Consider the following 19057-nt stretch of genomic DNA (forward strand, 5'->3'; position numbering starts at 1 on the left):
AACCATCACATCCCAGCAGCCTAACGGACAGGGCGATCGAGCCTAGGTATTCTGGCCAACATTGCTCTTGACTAGCGATCGGGCAATTTGGACAGTCAGGGATCGTAGGCTCAATGGGTTGATTGGGCACAATGGCGCTGCAAAATCACGCGGCAACGTTTTAGTTCGATCGGACTAATAAACGGATGATTGCAGACGGTTAATCACCAATAATCACATAATCACAGAAGTTTGATTGCAAACGGTTAATTGCAAACGGTTAATTTCAAATCAATAATTTCCACCGGCTCAGGCGGTGGTGTTGGCAAGCTGGAGACTTTGACCTTGACCCTTTCCCCGATCGGCGATCGCTTTTACACGGCCGATGTATTTACAACCCAAGCCTTTGGGGGCAATCCCCTGGCGGTGTTCCCGCAGGCCAGCGGCCTGAGCGAGGAACGAATGCAGGCGATCGCCCGAGAGCTGAACCTGTCGGAAACGGTGTTTGTTTTGCCGCCGGAAACCCCACAGGGGACTCGACGGCTGCGCATTTTTACGCCGGGGGGCGAAATTCCCTTTGCTGGCCACCCCACGGTGGGCACAGGCTATGTTTTGGCCAAAATTGGCGAAATTAGCCTCACGGGTGATGACACTCATTTGATTTTTGAGGAAGGGGTGGGGCCCGTGCCGGTGACCGTGCGATCGCGGGCGGGACAACCGATCGCCAGTGAGTTAACCGTGGCTCAGTTGCCGGTGGTGGAACCCTGGCAGGGCGATCGCGCGGCCATGGCTCGGGCGATCGGGCTAACGGTGGCGGATTTAGCCGTGCCGGGCTGGGAACCGGCCACGGCTTCCTGTGGCTTGCCCTTCACGGTGATTCCCCTGCGCGACTTGGCGGCCCTGAACCGGGCCCGCTTGCAGATCGGCCCCTGGGAAGAGACCTTTGGATCCACGGCAGCGCCCCAGTTGTATTTGGTGACGGGGTTAACGGGCGATCGCCCCCTGACGGTACGGATGTTTGCTCCGGCCTTGGGCATTGCGGAGGATCCTGCCACCGGCTCGGCGGCAGCGGCCTTGGGGGGCTATTTGGTTCAGGGGCGATCGTTTCCCGACGGCGAACCGTCTTGGGCCATTGCCCAGGGGGCGGCGATTCAGCGGCCCAGCGAATTAACTGTGACGGTACGAATCGCCCAAGGGAAGATCACCGAGGTGCGAGTGGGGGGCAGCTCGGTGCTGGTTTCGGAAGGGGTAATGTATCGCGCCTAATTCTGGCTGGCTTAATCTTGGCTGGCTTAATCTTGGCTGGGTAAATAACCCAAACGATCGAGCGCGGCCAACACCTGTGCCGTGCAGTTCTCTAGGGAATCCCGATCGGTGCGGCATTCCACCTCCGGTTGCTCCGGCGCTTCGTAGGGATCATCAATGCCCGTGAAGCCTCGAATCAAGCCCGCCCGCGCCTTGGCATAGAGGCCCTTCACGTCCCGCGATTCGCAAACCGCCAGGGGGGCATTGACATAAACTTCCACAAACTGCCCAATCATCGATCGCACCTCTTGGCGAATGGCGCGATAGGGCGAGATGGCGGAAGCGACCACAAACACCCCATTCCGAGTCAGCAGATGAGCCACGAAGCCAATCCGCCGGATATTTTCATCGCGGTCTTCTTTGCTGAATCCCAGGCCCTTGCTCAGGTGTTGCCGCACCAGGTCGCCATCCAGAATTTCCACGCGCTGCCCCCGGGCTTTGAGGGCCTCGGCCACGGCCTGCCCGATCGTGGTTTTGCCCGCGCCACTCAACCCCGTTAACCAAATGGTTGCGCCGATCGTTGAAGTCGGGCTTGCCGTTGAAGATTCCATATCAAACTGCTTTAAAAGTGCATCTCAATGCATCAAAAATGCGTCTCGAAACCAAATTCTGCGCAATACAAAATTCTGCGAAACAAGAATTCCTGACAGAATTTTTAGAGAACAGACAAGACACCGCTGATTCCCGGCTCCCAGCTCAGCAACAGCCTAGCTAGGCCCCCAGGGGCGGATCCGCACAGCCACGCAGCAGTGGCCCGCCCCGATCGGGAAGATTACTCAGCCGTAGACGAATCTTGTGAATTGGTGGTCTCTTCCTTGTCCGTTGGTTTCAGGTCGGGCACAAAGTCGGGCCGGTCTCTGCCTTCCCAGCCCGCCGGACGCTTGGAGTTGTACCAGGCGATCGACCCGATCGACACCGCCGCGATGAACCCCACAACATAGACCGCCACAAACGCCCAAGGAAAACCCTGGCTCACGCCGGGCAGTGCCAGCAACTGGGAGGTCACCAACGAGCCAAACAACGTCGGCAAGGAATGGCTAAACAACAGGGCGGTGTCCATAAGGATTACAAAAAGTTACAAACCACTATCCAAACACAACAATACTCTAAGGGCTACCACCGCCGTCGCTGGTGGTGGGGGGTGCGACGGGTGGTGGGGGTGCAACCGGGGGCGGAGGCGGTGCAGCCGGGGGTGGGGGTGCAACCGGCGGCGGCGGTGGGGCAACGGGTGCTGAACGAACTGGGGCCGCCGGTTCCGAAGTTCTGGAGCGGGCTGGGGCCGTCGCTGGACTTGGGGCACTAGAACGCGGGGAACGGCGCTCACCTTCACCACGGCTCTCTTCGCCACGACCCGATCGCGATTCACCGCTCCGGGGTTGCGGGGAACGCTCCGATGAACTGCCGTTCCGGGGATTCTCTTCGCGATCCTCCCGTTGACGACGCTTCAGATCGTCCTCGGAAGCGGCTTGGCCTTCTCGAGAACCCCGATCGGCCCGTTTCTTGGGTCGGAAGCGACGGCCAGACAGGTTCGGCAGCTTGTCAAAGATTTCCACCTTGAACCCCTTCACGGCCTCTTTCATGAAGTCGTTCCAAGTGGCGGCCGCCGCCGCACTGGCTCCATAGGTGGGTTGGTTATTGTCATTTCCCAACCAAACACCGGTCACCAATTGCGGAATGAAGCCGATGAACCAAAGATCCCGCGCCTTGTCCGACGTGCCGGTTTTACCCGCCACCGGGCGACCTTCCAGGGCTGCGGGGGCCCCAGTTCCGTCATTCACCACCTGCTGCAACATCCAGTTGATGATCGCCGCATCGTTGGTGTTCAAGGCTACGACGGGGGTCGTTTTGTTTTCATAGATCACCTGACCTCGGCGATCGCGAATCCGCCGAATGCCGTAGGTGGGGAAATGTTTACCCTTAGCGGCCAATGTGCCATAGGCCGCCGTCAGTTCCAGCAAATTCACCTCCGAAGCCCCTAGGGCCAGGGAGTAGGTGGGCTTTAACTCTGACTGAATGCCCATCTTGCGGGCCAGGTCAATCACGTTTTCCCGCCCCACATCCAGCATCACCTTCAGGGCGATGATGTTCACGGATTTGGTCAAGGCCGCAGTGGCCGACTGCCAACCGGAGAACTTACCGCTAAAGTTTTTGGGTTCGTATCCCCCAATGCGATAGGGTTCGTCCGCATAACCCGCATAGGGAGACATCCCCGCTTGAATGGCGGCACTGTAGACGAAGGTTTTGAAGGTGGAGCCGGGCTGCCGTTTGGCTTGGGTGACGCGGTTGAATTGGCTGGCGGTGAAATTGGTGTCTCCGCTGCCCACCATGGCTCGAATTTCCCCGGTGCGCGGGTCGATCGCCACCAAAGCCCCTTGGGAAAATCGTTGATATCGACCGCGTTTTTGGACAGCCTCCTGCACCGCGCGGGTAGCGACTGTTTGCCAGTCGGGGCGGAGGGTGGTTTCAACGGTCAGACCGCCGCGCTCAATCACTTCCGAAGGCAGGTGTTTGGGCAGCTCTTGCAGGATATAGGACGTGAAGTGCGGGGCCGTGACGATCAGGCGGCGCGGAATTTTTTGGTTGAGGGTAATTGGCTCGCTTTGAGCTGCGTCCGCTTCAGCCGCGCTCAGGAAGCCGGCCACCACCATTCGATCGAGCACAATGTTCCGGCGCTCTTTGGTAATTTCCGGGTTAACCAGGGGCGAAAAATAGCTCGGGGCGGGAGCCAAACAAGCCAGGGTTGCCATTTCCGCCAGGGTGAGGCGATCGAGGCTTTTGCCAAAGTAAACCCAAGCCGCATCGGAAACCCCATAGGCTCCGGAGCCGAGATAGACCAAATTCAGGTAGCTTTCGGCGATTTGGTCTTTGGTGAGCGATCGCTCCATTTTGGCCGCCAACAGCGCTTCCCGCAGTTTGCGGGTGGCGCTGCGCTCTTGGTTCAGGAAAACAATCCGTGCTAGCTGTTGGGTGATGGTGCTGCCACCTTCCACCACCTCTCCCGCGAGCAGGTTGGTCCAGGAAGCGCGCAAAATCCCGATCGCATCAACCCCGTCATGCTCATAAAACCGCCGATCTTCAGCGGCCATAAACGCCTGGAGCAGCTTTTTGGGAATTCGCTTCAGGGGCGTTTTTTCCCGGGTTGCGGGCCCCTGTTGCTGCAAAATCGTGCCATCGGCAGCAATGATCGTGACCGTGCCATCTCGGGAAAACGTGAAGACATCTTGGGCAGAAGGCAGAGTATCTTCAAAGGCTTTGACGGAACGCCAGCCGGCCCAGCCAAGGGCAGTGCTACCACCTAAAAAACTGATCCCAATCAGGATTCCCCAATATTTACCAAAGGAGCGGGGACGGCCATCGGAGGGGTGGCGGGTCGATCGGGAGGGCAAACGCAACCACCAAGGCCAAGGAAAGGCTGCCCGTTGTGGTGTGGCAACCGTTGGCGGCAGCGTTGGCAATGGATCAGCCGGAGTCGCTGTCGATCCCTCACCACCCTGGCTAGGGGCTGGTGGTAAATCTGTAAATCCCGAATCTGATTGACTCACAGCTTTTCCTCGTTGCTGGCCCGTCGGTGCAGGAGGAGAGAATGCGGCCCGCCGGTTGGCAAATAACTTAACATGACCCCAAGGAAGTCTGAGGAAAAAAGTCGCTCAGTGACTGATGAAGTCTAACTTTGGGCTGATTTAGAGTGTAGAAGTCATTGGGTAATGTTTGCCTCTGTTGCTTGCCTCTGTATAAGTTGCAAAATCATAAATTGCAAAATCTGCATCATGCCGATGAAGGTTTGGATTCGGGGCGATCGCCTGGGACGGTCTTGTGCTGGCAAATCGAATCGATCGCCTAGAACGATGTCACGCTGACTGGTTCGCAGCAAATCCAGTGCGAATTTAGTGCAAATCCAAAGTAAATCCAAAGCCAAGAGGCCGAATGCGCGGGTAATCTAGGGGCTGAAATGTTGATGAGAGAACGAGTTGAGGCAATGCAAGACCGATTCGATCGCGATGATCGTGGCCTTAAGCTGGGTTACTGACCAAAACTCATGAAGTTGATTGATTGCTCTATGAGCCTTCCCTCCCACGTCACCGACTTAAGCAATCAAGATTATTTGGTTTTGGGCTTGGCCACTTGCTTTCTCAAAGAAGAGGGCGAGTTGCAGTCAGTCAGCCTCATTGAGCCGATTCCTTCAGCAGCCCTAGAAACGATTTTGCAAGGTATTCCCACCTCTTATCAGTGGGCGATCGCCCTGCCGATTGAAGCGGCTTTGGCTGCCAGTGCGGCGGGACAGTTGCCGGAAGGGTTCCCGCCCGAATCCCATTGGTGTGCTGATTTTGAACCACGGGCGATCGCGGCGGCTCGCACCTACCGCAGCCGACCCAGCGCCCAACAACACATCCCGATCGGGCAACGGCGCACGGATTTGAATCACTCGGTCGATCGCAAGCGTGTTCTGAACGCCAACAGCATGGTGCGCCCCGAAGACAACGTGAAGCAACATGCCTACACCCATCAAGTGCTCTAGCCTTGGGGGTCAGCTAGCTGGTTGAGAGGGATTCAGAACTGCCGAGTCAGGATTGCCCAGCCCAGTCGGGACGAACTCACAGCTCTAGGGATGGGCATGGGCCTGCTGAAAATCCATCCGCAACCGCTGCACTGTGGAAGTGCCAATATACAAATCACACCAACGGGCCATCTCCCACAACACATGACCGATCGCTTCCTGGGACTCGTAGGCGTGGTCTTCGTAGGGCAGCAGCACCAGCCGCGCTGTTCCCCCTAATCCGCGCATGGCATCATACATCCGTTCACTTTGAATGGGATAAGTACCAGGATTAGAATCCCGCTGACCATGAATCAGGAGCAGGGGTTCATTAATGCGATCGGCAAAGGTGAAGGGAGACAGACGGGTGTAGGTTTCTTGGGCTTGCCAGTAGGTGCGTTGTTCGCCCTGAAACCCAAAGGGGGTGAGGGTACGGTTATAGGCTCCGCTACGGGCAATCCCGGCCCTGAAGAGATTGGTATGAGCCAGCAGGTTAGCCACGGTGAAGGCTCCGTAGGAATGGCCCCCCACTAACAATCGCTTGGGGTCGGCAATGCCGCGATCGACCACATAGTTCACCGCCGCTTCGGCTCCCGCGATCAGTTGCTCAATGTAGGTGTCATTGGGTTCCGCGCCGTTTTCACCCACGATCGGGAGGCTAGGATCGAGCAATACCCCATAGCCCAAGGCCAACAGAAACAGGGGTGAATCGGCTTCAGGGCGACTAAAGAAGTTGGCGGAGGTGGTGACCTGCCCGGCGGTGTTGCGATCGGCATATTCTTCGGGATAAACCCAAAACACCATGGGCAAGGGCCCATCCCGATCGCGTTCGTAACCGGGAGGCAGATAGAGCGTGGCGGAGAGGGGAACACCATCAGCCCGCTGGTAGTAGACAATCTCTTGCTGAATGTCAGTCAAGGCGGGGATGGGATCGGCAAATTGGGTCAAGGGCTGGGCTGGGCTTTCGGAACTGGCTAAGTTCCGCACAAAGTAATTGGGAGCCTCGCGCTGGGATTGCCGTTGGGTAAGCAGTTGACCCTGACTGATCAGGTCGATCGGGTATTCATAGTAAGGATCAGTGGCCTGCCACAGCCGCTCCGTTTGATTGGTTACCAAGTTCCAGCGGTCTAAAAACGGATGGATGCCCTGAGGCGAGGCCCCTTGACCCACGAGGTAAAGGGATTGTTGATCGGTCGCCAACCGCAACACCTCAAGACCATAGGGCCCTTGAGCCATCAAGGGGTCGCCGGGGTCACGGTATCGATCCTGATAGTTGCGATCGCCCCGCAGCACGGGGGCCGCGCCGGGGCGATCGGGAGCCACTTGCCACAACCGCACCCGCCGTTCATCGAACCAAAATTCCTCAATCAGGGCCAGGTTGCCATTGCCCCACCAGGCATAGCGAAACCGAAATGAGGATTGCCAAAGCCGCTGAGGTGGCTGATCCAAGGCAGTGGCTTCCTGGACGTAGAGAGCATCCCGATCGGTTGCGGCCTGTCCTGGATTGCCCCCGTCCAGGGCTTCAACCCAATAGAGCGTGGCGGGGCGATCGGTTCGCCACCCAAATAACCGTTTACCCGGTCGCACAGCATCAAAACCGAGCGGTAAGTTATCCGCCAAGGGCAAGCGGGTCAAGATCTGAGATTGCCCTTGGTTTCGCCCTTGATTGAGGTGATGCAAGGCAATGCGACGGGGAAAACGATCAATCGGTACCTTATAGGAAAAAGGCGTTTCCACCGTTTCGACCAGCAGATGTTGACCGTTGGGCGAGGGTGTAACGTGGTCGTACAAATCCGGGGGGAGCAGTAATGAGCGACGACCCTGTAGATCAATCTGCTCGATCGTGGCGCTTAGGTAATGCCTCAGGAGGGCCTCATCGTGGGGGCTGTTGAGCAGATTGGTGTAGGTGCGATTGGGCGATCGTTGTCCGTCATGATCCTCAATGATCGGCCCCTCGGGCGGCACGGGCATGGGTGGAGGCGCACCCCGATCGGTGGGAATGACCTTACAAACCAAGCCCTCTGTCCCCGGCAACCAATCGCAGGGCGGCCCATAAGCCCCATTCAAAATTGGCCCCGTCAACATTCGGGGGCTAGCCGTTTCCAAATCAATGACCCACAATTCCAGTCCGCGATCGGTTGTTTGAGTTAGGGCCAGCGATCGGCCGTCCCGTGACCAGCGCAGATTACTGAGGCGACTGTTAGCCGGTAAGGATACCGCCTGTCGTTGTCTTGTACTTAGCTCAGTAATTGTTATGCCGCGATAGTAAGTCCCCAGCGAGGGGCCGTTCGTTTGGGGATTAATGCGCAAACCGGCCAAGGGTAAAGCCGGGGCAGCCAGATCAACAAGGGCCGCCATCCCCACCGGTAACAGCTCGATCGTGTAGCGCCGGTTAGGGGAAACCATCACGATCGGCGTGGCCGGTGCTTTCAGCATTTGATCGATCGGTGGCGGTGCGGGTTGCCAACGGGCCGCTCCAGTCACCGACGGTAACTTCACCGATGGTTGTGCCAAAACCGATGATTCAACCCATCCCCAACCCATGACTGTGGCCAAACATCCCAGAACTGACCACCAGCGCGATCGATATCGGCTCGATCGATCTCCATCCACCACAGGCCTCACACTCCTGACTAATCAAAAACGGCAAGCAATCCAACTCCACCAGTCGCATCAACCATGACCGCGTTCTTGTTTTCCCCTTAAAAATCAATACTCGAATCAATAAACCCCACGCTGACATCTCAGTCGGATCATGCTCAACACAAACAAGATCTCAACTCAATTAACAAATACAAGGCGACCCCGTTTTTACGGTCAAGAATTCTCTTAAAGGCATTAATTTCGTTCTAGGTTTAATGACTTTAAGAGCCTAATTAACCCATCTTAGTCCTGATTACAGATCCTTTATAACCGATCCGATTCCCGTGAGTAGAACCAATGGGACGCAATCAAAAGCATCATTTTTTACATAGACAAATTGGCATTTTTTAAATCAGAGATTAGGATTTCACCACAACCTAACCCTGATCAGCAATTGATTAATATCCCGAATTTGACATAGTAATGACTTACGGAAAGCACCGCGTCAAAAATATAGCTAGCTTGACTAAATTTGCAAATATTTCAGAACCCTGATCAATTTCTAACATTTTCCCCAACGACTGCTGCCTACCTTCTGACACGGTTTAAGCGGGCGATCGTCCCTACGCACCCAAAGAAAAACTCCCCAGACCCGGAATCCGAGCTGGGGAGGAAAGGCAGAGTCGAAGTCCTGCCTTGAGAGTCAATCTGCCAAACCTTAGAAGATCACGATATCGCTGCCATAGGTTAGGCTGGTCACAGGTGCGCCACCTTTGAGCACTTGCGCAAACGGAATTGGCAGAACACTGCTGTTTACAATCGTACCGCTATTGCTGAAAGCAATGCCCGAAATAGGTACTTGCGGCAGAATGTAGTACTGAGCTGTACCAATCAAGGTACCGCTATTAGCTCCTGTGGCAATCAAGGCGTTAGTGCCTTCACCAGTGTTAATGTCCGTAAACGTGCCCACTACTGGAATTGGAGTAGGGTCATAAACGTACTGGCTACCGAGTCCTGTACCCGCAGTATTGGTGTTAGTTCCACCAGCAGTTGCCCGGCCATACAGGATTCCACTATCCTGCGCGTAGATTAGCAACTCAGTTTTATTGACAAGGTTGCTAACATTAGTCCCAGAGATAGAAGCAACCGAGAGGAAGGCACCGGGTGCGTTAGCATTCGGGAAGCTAGCGCCGTTACTGAATAGGCGACCCTCCAGTCGAATCTGATCAACACCCGACTCAAAGTCAGTGATGGTGTCGAAGCCACTTAGGGCGTAGCCGAAGCCTGATAGAGGCACAACCTGCGCAACAGCAGGCTCAACAAACTGCGATCCAAAAGTTGGCGTGATTCGGGTTCCAATCCCGCCAGTAGTTCCGTAGCTGAGAGTTGGAAGCACACCGTAAGCCGGCGGGATGAACGTACCAGCAGCACCACCACCGGTGGGATTGATCGTGCCAGCACCAAAACTAAAGGTAGCGAAGGTGCCAGTCTGACCACTAGCGGGTACTTGTCCGTGAGCAGGGTTCGGGAAGGTAGTGAAGTACTGAACTTCTTGAATAACAGCCGGGAGCGTACCAGCCCCAATGGTGCCGCTAACAATCACCGTGTTGTTATTGAAGGTGACTGAAGCAACATCGCGGATCTGAGCGCCCCGGAACAGGAACACATCAGCGCCTGCGCCACCGGTCAACACGTCAGCGTTGCCCAGACCTTCCAGGGTATCGTTACCAGCGCCACCGGTCAGGGTGTCACGGTTCGGAGTACCAGTCAGGTACAAGCCAGTGCTGCCAGCAATGATCGTAAAGGGAGCGGTACCCGAGAGGATCGTGTCGCCTTCGCCGGGGTTGAAGCCGGAGATTGCGCCACCGGCCAACACGTTGAAGGTGTCGCGACCAGCACCACCCACCAGGGTGACGTTCGACCCTTGGGAGACCAGCGAGTCATCACCAGCGCCACCTTGGATCGTGTTCGCACCAGCGCCGACCAGGGTGTCACCCAGGCTGCCGGCAATCAGCACGTTACCCGAACCCGTGATGGTGGGCAGGATTTGCAGGAAGTTCTTGCCACCGCCACCGGACGCGGTCGAGAAGGCAGCACCACCGTCAAAGGTGATCGTGTCGTCGCCTTCGCCACCAGCCAGGGTGTTGTTAGCACCGGTGTTGCGGAGGATATCGTTACCCAGGTCGCCAGAGATGAAGGCACCCGAGCCGCTGGCGGTCAACACGTCAGCGCCCGAGCCACCGTATACGGAGTCAGCGGCACCAGCCGTGATCGTATCGTTGCCTTGGTTACCGAACAGCAGGGTACGGCCACCACCGGTGATTGCATCGTCGCCGTCGCCACCGTAAACCGTGGTTGCACCAGCAACGCCGGAACCGCTCAGAACAATGCTGTCATTGCCGCGATCGCCGTACAGCAGGCCACCAACAGTCGAGGTCAGGGTGTCGTTGCCTTGACCACCGTACAGGGTGTCGGCCCGATTGCCAGCTACCAGTACGTCGTTGCCTTGGTTACCGAACAGGGACGAAGGGCCAACGGAGTTAGCAACCAGCGAGTCATCGCCTTCGCCACCATATACGGTGTCACCGCCACCAGCAGTCGAACCGCCGATGATGCCAGTGGAGCTAGCCTCACCCACGATCGTGTCGTTGCCGCGATCGCCGTACAGCAGCGAGCCGCCGCGGCTGCGGATGATGTCGTTGCCTTGACCGCCGTAGATGGTGTCAGCGCCACCTTGGCTGATCAGCGAGTCAGCGCCTGCGTTACCGAAAATTACGTTACGGCCGGCGGTGCTACTGACGAGCGAGTCAGAGTCCCCCAGACCGATTAGGGTATCTACGCCAGACCCAATCAAAAAGTTGGGTAGGTTGTTGCCGAACTGAGTCACTTATTCCACTCCTCTGAAATTTGCTGTAGCTGTATGTCTGTGCTTGTACCAAACGATCGACAATTCAGCGTTGCATCCAGTGACAGGCAGCTTATGAGCTTTCTGTTGATCTGAGACTGCCAAAAAGACTCGTACAGCCAGCGCAAGTTTACCTTAGGTTGACTGATACTGTCTAGCTGAAGCCCTTGACGACTAGGCTCTCCAATGGGTTCCCCAAGATTCACAGGAAAATTGGGAGAGGCGGTGGAGATCGTGGCTCAGGTTATGGGGCATTGTACAGGGGTGGGATGATTTTGATGAAATTCGGGTCAGCATGGGCGTTAATCAACGGTTGCTCATTCACGATCGCCCCCGTTTGGTGACCCGCTTGGCCGAGTTGCCTCGGGAGCCGGGGGTTTATTTCATGAAGGATGATCGCGATCGCATCCTTTATATAGGCAAGTCCAAAAGCCTCCGATCGCGGGTTCGCTCTTACTTCCGGCCGTTTCAGGGTCAGTCCAACAAGCCGATCGGGGAGCAACTGCACAGTCCGCGCCTGGAGCTGATGGTGCGGCAAGTGGCGGAGATTGAATTCATCGTTACCGATACGGAATCGGAAGCCCTGGCCTTGGAGGCCAACCTGATTCGGCAGCATCAACCCCACTTCAACACGCTGCTGAAGGATGACAAGAAATATCCCTATCTCTGCATTACTTGGTCGGAGGATTATCCTCGGCTGTTCATTACCCGCAAACGCAAGCTGAGCCAACCCGGCGATCGCTACTACGGCCCCTACACCGATGCGCGGGCCTTGCGGGAAACGTTGCGGCTGGTGAAGCGTTTGTTTCCCTTGCGGCAACGGCCAAAGCCCTTGTTTCGAGATCGCCCCTGCTTGAACTACGACATTGGCCGCTGCCCGGGTGTTTGTCAGGGTTTGATTACACCAGCGAATTACCGCCAAACGGTGCAGAAGGTGGCCATGGTGTTTCAGGGGCGATCGGGCGAGTTGATGGAGCAACTCCAGCAGCAGATGATTGCCGCAGCGGAGGAACTGAATTTTGAGCTAGCGGCTCAGTTGCGCGATCGACTGCGAGGCTTGGAACAGTTGGGGGCCGATCGCAAGGTGGAGCTGCCAAACGATCGGGTTTCTCGCGATGCGATCGCCCTGGCCACGAGCGATCGCCATGCTTGCATTCAACTGTTCCAAATTCGGGCCGGGCGGCTGGTGGGGCGGTTGGGTTTTGTGGCGGAAATTCCCGCACCGACCACCACGGCCCCCATAACATCCGAGTCCCGATCGCCCGTTGTCACCGAAGCGATCGCCCCAGCCGCGACCGAGGGTGCTGCCGAAACCGAATCCGCTATTCTGCCAGTTATGGCCCCAGCCATTGCCCCCAGCGTTTTGGGGCGAATTTTGCAACAGGCCCTCGAAGAGCACTACAGCACCGTGGAATCCGTTGAAATTCCGGCGGAGATTTTGGTGCAGTACGAATTGCCCGACGGGCCTTGGCTAGCGGACTGGCTGAGTGAGCGCCGGGGCCGCAAGGTGGCGATCGAAACCCCTCAACGGCAACTGAAAGCGGACTTGATTGCTCTGGTGGCCCGCAACGCGGACTACGAGTTAGCCCGCACCCAACGCAGCAGCGATCGAAACCAAGCCGCCCTCCAGGATCTGGCAGATCTCTTAGACTTGCCCGATTTGCCCCGTTGGATTGAGTGCTATGACATTTCCCACATCCAGGGATCCGATGCGGTGGCCTCGCGGGTGGTGTTTGTGGATGGCTTGCCTGCCAAGCAACATTACCGTCATTACAAAATTCGGAACCCCGAAATTGGCCCCGGCCACTCCGATGACTTCGCCAGCTTGGCGGAAACCATTCGGCGGCGATTCCGCGATCACCAACCCCGTAGCGCACCCAATGCGGCATTGAGTGTTTTGGGTGGACGTGAGCGTCAAACCCAAGACTGGCCAGATTTGGTTGTGATTGATGGGGGTAAGGGGCAACTGTCGGCGGTGGTTACCGTGTTGCGGGATCTGGATTTGTTGGATGAGCTGCGGGTGGTGAGCCTGGCCAAAAAACGCGAGGAAATCTTTTTGCCCGAAGAATCCCAGCCCCTACGCACGGATCCAGAGCAGCCGGGGGTGCAGTTGGTGCGCCGTTTGCGGGACGAGGCTCACCGATTTGCGGTCAGTTTCCACCGCCAAAAACGCACGGAACGAATGCGGCGATCGCGCCTCGAAGAGATTCCCGGCTTGGGACACCATCGCCAAAAGCAATTGTTAGCCCACTTCCGCTCGATCGACTACATCCGCGAGGCTACACCCGCCCAGTTACAGGAAGTCCCCGGCGTTGGCCCCCACTTGGCCCAACAAATTTATGAGTACTTTCATCCGACTGATTTGGCCAGCACTGATTTGGCCAGCACTGATTTGACCAGTACTGACTTGGGCAGCACTGACTTGGGCAGCACTGATTTGACCGGCACAGTTTCGTGATTGCCGCCTTTAGCCGATCGCCCAGCAGCGGGCGCAACCTGGCTCCGGGGGTCCCGCTGGGGTTCATCAACAGAAAACTGGGTCGATCGCAACGTTTCAGCCCCTTGACTCCCTGAGCCAACAGCCCGATCGAGGAGCAGCGGCTGGAACCATCACCGCCCGTCTCAGGTCGTAATCTCCGAACCTTTTCCAGGGTGTGTTGGGCCGCTCTCTTGACAAAATAGCCTTGGTAACGGGCAACGATCGGGGGTGCGCCCCATTTGGTAGTCCAGTTAGCCCCGTGTAACTTGCGATCGCGATTACCCTATTAGGGCGATCGCCGCCGCACCTCCACTCTCCTCCAATTAGCAGAATAGACCCGTGGCTCAAAACACGGGGCCGGCCCCGAGCCGGTTGTTAATGCTCGCTCTCTAGGAAGGTTTATGGTGCCCATGATGTACAGCCCTCATGTACTCGAACTCCAAGGTCGCTGCGACACCCACAGCAGCGCCGATCTGCGTCAACAATTTGAGCAACTGGCCCAGGAAGTTAGCGCTACGGACACTTCCGCCCCGGTTTGGTTGCTGGATTTATCTCAGGTGAGTTCAATCGACAGTTCCGGTCTTTCGGCATTCATTGCTGGTTTCAAATTGGCTCGACAGCAGGGTGGAGCGCTGCTCTTCTGTGCGCCCTCGGATCCGGTGCGGATGGTGTTTGAAATTGCTCAGCTCGATCGGGTGTTTCCCATCTACGAATCGCAAGCGGCGGCATTGGCCGCTTGGGAACAACAGACCCTGGAGCCGACTTTTAATCCCTTGGCGGCCTAGTGGAAACCGCTTGGGTTGGAATCCTGCCTGTTAGATGCCATGGAAGCAGTGTTTAAGGGGTTTCGGATTCAGGATTGGCAACCTCGCGATCGGGCGGCTGCCGCAACTGTGATCCGTACTGTGCTGACGGAGTATGGTCTGCCTTGGGAACCGACAGGGGCCGATCGAGATGTCCTGGCCGTGGAAGATTGTTATCTTGCGACCGGGGGAGAATTTTGGGTGATCTATCAAGGGTCGCAGCTCGTAGGCACTGGAGCCTACTATCCGATCGACCGAGGCGATCGCGCGGTTGAGATCCGCAAAATGTATCTGCTTCCATTGGCCCGTGGTCAGGGTTTGGGGCGCTGGCTGTTGCAACAACTGGAGCAAGCTGCGGCTAGGCGTGGCTTCCAGATTGCTTGGTTGGAAACCGCCAGCGTCCTTGCAACAGCCGTGCAATTGTATGAAACCAGCGGCTATCAATTAACCCAAGGGGTTGAAACGCCACGGTGCGATCGTCTCTACTGCAAACCGATCGCCCGTGGATCAATTACCGCCCATCAACCCAGTGCCACAAACTCAATTTCCACAAACCTATACACAAACTCATAAATTCATGAATTCATTGGCCGATTAGAGCCGGTGGTATGGTTATCGTTGGCTCCACTAGGCTTGGTTAATCCAGCACAATTGGCCTGATTGATCGAATCAGATCGATCGGGTTGGGGATCGAAGATTCGCGAATGCTGAATCACGGATGCTGAATCAGAGACGATGAATCACAGATGCCGAATCGTCAGTCGCACCCCAATTGTGCATACCCCAAACCATTGCCCAGGAGTCCATTCAACTAACTCAATCCCTTCAAACTGAATTTCCTATGCTCGCCCTCGACACCCTGCTGCAAGAGTTGAGCGCCCTCGCTAGTAGCTACAACAGCTTGGGGACCCGGCTTTCCCTGGCGGCCGGTGAGTTAACCAATTTGGGTACGCCACCCAGCGCCGGTCTGCTCCAGGAAGCTGCCCGCTATCAACAAGTTTTTGAAACCCTGCGCGATCGCGCGATCGCCCTAGCCAAGGAAGCGGGTTTAACAGGGGGAGCCATTCCGGCCAACTTGGTTTCTGTGCGGGAACTGGAAGCCTTTATTCGCTCCTTGATGCCCATTGGATCGCCGGAAGCGGTTCAACAACAGGCGCTGGCCATGCTCGATCGCCTGCTGTCCATTCGCTACAGCGGCAGCAGCGATGCCCAAGGGGCCCTCGAAGATTGCCAAACCCAAGCGCGACAGGTGCGCGGCCTAGTGGCCACCGCTGTGCCCACGAATTTGCCCCAAGTGGCCATCTCCTTGGTGAAGGGCAATCATCCCCTTTGTGCCCTTTTGACCCTGTTGGAAGAGGCCGATCGCCTAGATGACGATCGCTGGGTGCAACTGGAAGACACCGTGGCCCGCTCCTTTGGTCGATCGCTGGCCGTGGCCGCGTCCCGAGGCAAGCTGCAAGTGGGTGGTCAAGCGGCCCCCGCTCCCCGCGAAGCCCCCAACACCCAAACGGTCGCACCTTTACAAGCCAATGATGTAATTTTTGGGGCCACGGCTTCGACAGTTGGCACGGTGGCATTGGAAGTGATGGTACACATCGGCGGCATTGGCGATCGCACCTTCAGCGATCGGGAATTTGCTGGAACCATCGGCGAATCTCGCGCCATCGAAGGGATGCAAATTCGCTTTAAGCAACCGATTCCCGGTTTGGGCATCCGCTACATGGGTCACCTGCAAAGCACCGGTGACACGGCTTGGGTGGGTGAAGGGGAATACGTCGGATCCCGCCGCGAAAGTCGCCGCCTAGAAGGGTTCACGATCGAGCTAACGGGCCCCGAAGCCGATCGCTATCAACTCTTCTACCAAGGACACTTTGCCCGCTATGGCAACTCCAATGTGCTGAGTGGTGGCGAGTTCTGCGGTCTGCGGGGTGATGGTTTGCAACTCGAAGCGCTGAAGGTTTGGATCGATCGCAAATAATCGCAAATAACATCCAGACCGGCGCGTTGAGACCCAACCCTCTCAGCAACACCGTTCCAGTGATCAACTAGCCCGATCGGGGCCGGTCAATTTGACCCCTGGCCCCGATCGATGGCGGTGGTTTGCAAGCTGGTTTCATGCCCCCAACCGATCGCCACAGCCCACTAGAGCCAGCCCAGCGCAATCGAGGGCGAGAGCCATCAACCAAACTCTAGCCCTGAAGAACACGCCGAGAATACTGCCGTGGCTTCCAAGATTTAAGTTGTTTTAAATTGTTGAGATTTGAGTGGAGGTTAGCGGACTCGAACCGCTGACATCCTGCTTGCAAAGCAGGCGCTCTACCAACTGAGCTAAACCCCCGCGCCGTAGTGCGGCGAAACCAAGTTTAGCAAATTTTCCGAGAGATGCAAGCCCCCTGCGCAAAAAAGTTGCCCCAATGGCGTTGATCTAGGAATTCGCCGCCTCGGCCCGTAATTCTTGGATCAGTTGCTCCAAACCTGAAACATCCGTTTGATAGACCGAATTACAGAAATGGCAGGTGGCCTCTGCGCCGCCGTCCTTGACAATCATGTCCCGAAGTTCATCTTCGCCCAACGTCTTCAGGGCCCGCAGCACACGCTCATTGGTGCAACCACAGTGGAATCGCAACATTTGCACTTCCGGGAAAATTTCCAACCCCATATCCCCCAACAAATCTTGCAGGATCTCGGGCAAAGACTTGCCGCTCCGCAAGAGTGGAGTGAACCCCTGAAGGGCTTCAATGCGGCTTTCCAACAGCGCCAGGGCCGAATCCTCGATCGAGGCCTGCGGCATGACCTGAATCAGCAATCCCCCGGCCGCCGTTACCCCGTCTGGCTCCACAAACACCCCCAAGGAAAGGGCCGAAGGCGTTTGTTCAGAATTCGCCAAGTAATGCGTCACATCCTCAGCCACTTCCCCAGACACAATTTCCGTGGTGCTGGAGTAGGGATAGCCATAACCAAAATCACGCACAGCGTAGAGGTAGCCTTTCCCGATCGCCCCGCCCACGTCGAGCTTGCCCTTGGCATTGGGTGGCAACTCCACACTAGGATTACCCACATAGCCCCGAGCCGTGCCATCACAGCCCGCATCCGCCATCACCACGCCCAAGGGCCCATCACCCCGAAAGCGCAAATTGACGCGAGCTTCCGTGCGCTTCATGTTGGCAGCCAGCAGCAAGCCGGCCGTCATGGTGCGACCCAATGCAGCGGTGGCTACGTAGGATAGGTTGTGCCTGGCGCGGGCTTCGTCGGTCAAACGGGTGGTGATGGCTCCCACCGCGCGGATACCCCCATCGGCGGCAGTGGCTCGGATTAGACGATCGCCCATGACAAAACCCTTACATTTCTTAACCTGCGTTATTAATTCATTGTATCCATTGGATCTGTCCAAATCACGGCACAACCTACGGAACCCCAAAGCCTATGTTCGGCACATTTCAACAAGCCCAGTTGCGCATTGAACTCGAAGCTTCCGCAACCCTAATTGGCGATAGCATTCTGCGCCCTAGCAAATGGTCCCATTGGATTGGCCCCCAGCGGTTTTCGGCAAATTTGCCCGATCGCCTGGTCACCGGCACGACCTACACCAGTTGGCTGGGGCCCCTGGAAATTCAGCATCATGTTCAGTGGGCAAACGATCGGGGCCTCTCGCTCATTCTGGCCGGGGCGATCGATGGCCACCACGAATGGCATTGGGGCGATGGATGGCTGCAATCGCGCGTTGAAGGGATCTCGATTTTGCCCTTGCGGTTAGGTCATGTGACCAGTTTGTTGCGCCTGAAGGCCTATCTCAGCCGCCAGAACAGCACCGTGCGATCGGGCATGGCCACCTAGAGCCTTTGCTCAGTGGCCTCCAAACACCAGTTGCGCCGGCCCCAATCACCCCTAAAGCGGCTTTAAGTGGGGCCCGTTTGTTGCAAGGACTGTTCGGCATAGACCCGAAAGCGCTCCAAATCCGCTTGTAGCGTCGATTCCACAATCCGCCCCAAAAACAGCCGATCCATCAACTGCCCAACGATCCCCGGCATGTCGTAGGCGATGCTCATGCGGACGATGCTGCTGCCCTTGCGATCGTAAAACCGCACGGCTCCCCGGTTGGGCAACCCGTCGATCGATTCCCACTGAATAATTTGGTTATCCACCAGCCGCACAATTCGCGACTTCCAATCAAACCGGAAATTTCCCGAAGCAAACTGCCAAATGGAAATTTCCGGATCCGCATCGGAAATATGCACCGAATCAATCCATTTCATCCAGCGGGGCATTTGTTCTAGGTCAGACCAAAGGCTCCACACATGCTCGATCGGAACCGGAACTTCTACTTGAACGCTGTGTTCGAGCCAGTCGGTCATGGGGAATTGGCGGGCTGTTGCGATCGCCCGGTGAAACGCTCAACCGATGCCTACGATAGCACTCTGGCTCTCGGTCGTGGCGATCACCTTGATCCGGGTGCAAGGGCTAGATTAAAA

General features: G+C 56.7%; 14 protein-coding genes and 1 tRNA gene. 7 read left to right on the forward strand and 8 right to left on the reverse strand.

Going from position 1 to position 19057, the window contains the following annotated elements:
• Positions 1–324 precede the first annotated feature (324 nt).
• Positions 325–1245, forward strand: a complete 921-nt coding sequence (locus H6G52_RS03295; protein ID WP_242026160.1) for a PhzF family phenazine biosynthesis protein — start codon at positions 325–327, stop codon at positions 1243–1245.
• A gap of 26 nt (positions 1246–1271) precedes the next feature.
• On the opposite strand, the gene cysC is transcribed toward H6G52_RS03295, so the two are convergent.
• From cysC to H6G52_RS03310, 3 genes are all read right to left on the reverse strand, one after another.
• Positions 1272–1835, reverse strand: a complete 564-nt coding sequence (gene cysC, locus H6G52_RS03300) for an adenylyl-sulfate kinase (RefSeq protein ID WP_190526418.1) — start codon at positions 1833–1835, stop codon at positions 1272–1274.
• 221 nt (positions 1836–2056) lie between these two features.
• Positions 2057–2344, reverse strand: coding sequence for a photosystem II assembly protein Psb35 (gene psb35, locus H6G52_RS03305; protein WP_242026161.1), 288 nt, complete (start codon positions 2342–2344; stop codon positions 2057–2059).
• A gap of 46 nt (positions 2345–2390) precedes the next feature.
• Positions 2391–4826 (reverse strand): transglycosylase domain-containing protein, encoded by a 2436-nt coding sequence (locus tag H6G52_RS03310; protein ID WP_190526420.1) that lies wholly within the window; start codon positions 4824–4826, stop codon positions 2391–2393.
• Between the two features lie 515 nt (positions 4827–5341).
• On the opposite strand from H6G52_RS03310, the gene H6G52_RS03315 reads away from it, so the two are divergent.
• On the forward strand, positions 5342–5800 hold the full coding sequence (locus H6G52_RS03315; RefSeq protein ID WP_199291368.1) for a hypothetical protein: 459 nt from the start codon (positions 5342–5344) through the stop codon (positions 5798–5800).
• Positions 5801–5884: 84 nt separating this feature from the next.
• Here H6G52_RS03315 and H6G52_RS18980 read toward each other — a convergent pair whose 3' ends face one another.
• The gene (locus H6G52_RS18980; protein WP_370567661.1) at positions 5885–8434 is read right to left on the reverse strand and encodes a prolyl oligopeptidase family serine peptidase; all 2550 of its coding nucleotides are present in this window, start codon (positions 8432–8434) and stop codon (positions 5885–5887) included.
• A gap of 685 nt (positions 8435–9119) precedes the next feature.
• Entirely contained in the window at positions 9120–11288 is a 2169-nt protein-coding gene (locus tag H6G52_RS03325) for a calcium-binding protein (RefSeq protein ID WP_190526421.1), read from the reverse strand.
• A gap of 313 nt (positions 11289–11601) precedes the next feature.
• On the opposite strand from H6G52_RS03325, the gene uvrC reads away from it, so the two are divergent.
• From uvrC to H6G52_RS03345, 4 genes are all read left to right on the forward strand, one after another.
• Positions 11602–13764 carry an excinuclease ABC subunit UvrC gene (gene uvrC / locus H6G52_RS03330; protein ID WP_190526423.1) on the forward strand — a complete coding sequence of 721 codons (2163 nt, stop codon included), beginning with the start codon at positions 11602–11604 and terminating at the stop codon, positions 13762–13764.
• A 431-nt stretch (positions 13765–14195) separates the two neighbouring features.
• On the forward strand, positions 14196–14570 hold the full coding sequence (locus tag H6G52_RS03335) for an STAS domain-containing protein (RefSeq protein WP_190353592.1): 375 nt from the start codon (positions 14196–14198) through the stop codon (positions 14568–14570).
• 39 nt (positions 14571–14609) lie between these two features.
• On the forward strand, positions 14610–15161 hold the full coding sequence (locus H6G52_RS03340) for a GNAT family N-acetyltransferase (RefSeq protein ID WP_099533492.1): 552 nt from the start codon (positions 14610–14612) through the stop codon (positions 15159–15161).
• A gap of 268 nt (positions 15162–15429) precedes the next feature.
• Entirely contained in the window at positions 15430–16566 is a 1137-nt protein-coding gene (locus H6G52_RS03345) for a hypothetical protein (RefSeq protein ID WP_099533460.1), read from the forward strand.
• 287 nt (positions 16567–16853) lie between these two features.
• On the opposite strand, the gene H6G52_RS03350 is transcribed toward H6G52_RS03345, so the two are convergent.
• Both H6G52_RS03350 and hslO read right to left on the reverse strand, forming a co-directional pair.
• Positions 16854–16926: transfer RNA gene (locus H6G52_RS03350), tRNA-Ala, on the reverse strand.
• Positions 16927–17013: 87 nt separating this feature from the next.
• Positions 17014–17916 carry an Hsp33 family molecular chaperone HslO gene (gene hslO / locus H6G52_RS03355; RefSeq protein ID WP_099533461.1) on the reverse strand — a complete coding sequence of 301 codons (903 nt, stop codon included), beginning with the start codon at positions 17914–17916 and terminating at the stop codon, positions 17014–17016.
• 95 nt (positions 17917–18011) lie between these two features.
• Here hslO and H6G52_RS03360 point away from each other — a divergent pair, with 95 nt between their 5' ends.
• Complete coding sequence (locus H6G52_RS03360; RefSeq protein ID WP_190526425.1) at positions 18012–18422, forward strand: hypothetical protein; 411 nt, start codon at positions 18012–18014, stop codon at positions 18420–18422.
• Positions 18423–18484: 62 nt separating this feature from the next.
• Here H6G52_RS03360 and H6G52_RS03365 read toward each other — a convergent pair whose 3' ends face one another.
• On the reverse strand, positions 18485–18940 hold the full coding sequence (locus H6G52_RS03365) for an SRPBCC family protein (protein WP_190526427.1): 456 nt from the start codon (positions 18938–18940) through the stop codon (positions 18485–18487).
• Positions 18941–19057: the final 117 nt, after the last annotated feature.

The organism is Limnothrix sp. FACHB-881 (assembly GCF_014698135.1).
Taxonomy (GTDB): domain Bacteria; phylum Cyanobacteriota; class Cyanobacteriia; order CACIAM-69d; family CACIAM-69d; genus CACIAM-69d.

Bases quoted from the DNA above. Each gene is read 5' to 3' on its own strand.
- uvrC (WP_190526423.1), top strand. From the start codon at position 11,602: ATGGGCGTTAATCAACGGTTGCTCATTCACGATCGCCCCCGTTTGGTG.
- H6G52_RS03365 (WP_190526427.1), bottom strand. From the start codon at position 18,940: ATGACCGACTGGCTCGAACACAGCGTTCAAGTAGAAGTTCCGGTTCCG.
- H6G52_RS03335 (WP_190353592.1), top strand. From the start codon at position 14,196: ATGATGTACAGCCCTCATGTACTCGAACTCCAAGGTCGCTGCGACACC.
- H6G52_RS03315 (WP_199291368.1), top strand. From the start codon at position 5,342: ATGAGCCTTCCCTCCCACGTCACCGACTTAAGCAATCAAGATTATTTG.
- H6G52_RS03345 (WP_099533460.1), top strand. From the start codon at position 15,430: ATGCTCGCCCTCGACACCCTGCTGCAAGAGTTGAGCGCCCTCGCTAGT.
- psb35 (WP_242026161.1), bottom strand. From the start codon at position 2,344: ATGGACACCGCCCTGTTGTTTAGCCATTCCTTGCCGACGTTGTTTGGC.
- cysC (WP_190526418.1), bottom strand. From the start codon at position 1,835: ATGGAATCTTCAACGGCAAGCCCGACTTCAACGATCGGCGCAACCATT.
- hslO (WP_099533461.1), bottom strand. From the start codon at position 17,916: ATGGGCGATCGTCTAATCCGAGCCACTGCCGCCGATGGGGGTATCCGC.
- H6G52_RS03340 (WP_099533492.1), top strand. From the start codon at position 14,610: ATGGAAGCAGTGTTTAAGGGGTTTCGGATTCAGGATTGGCAACCTCGC.
- H6G52_RS03360 (WP_190526425.1), top strand. From the start codon at position 18,012: ATGTTCGGCACATTTCAACAAGCCCAGTTGCGCATTGAACTCGAAGCT.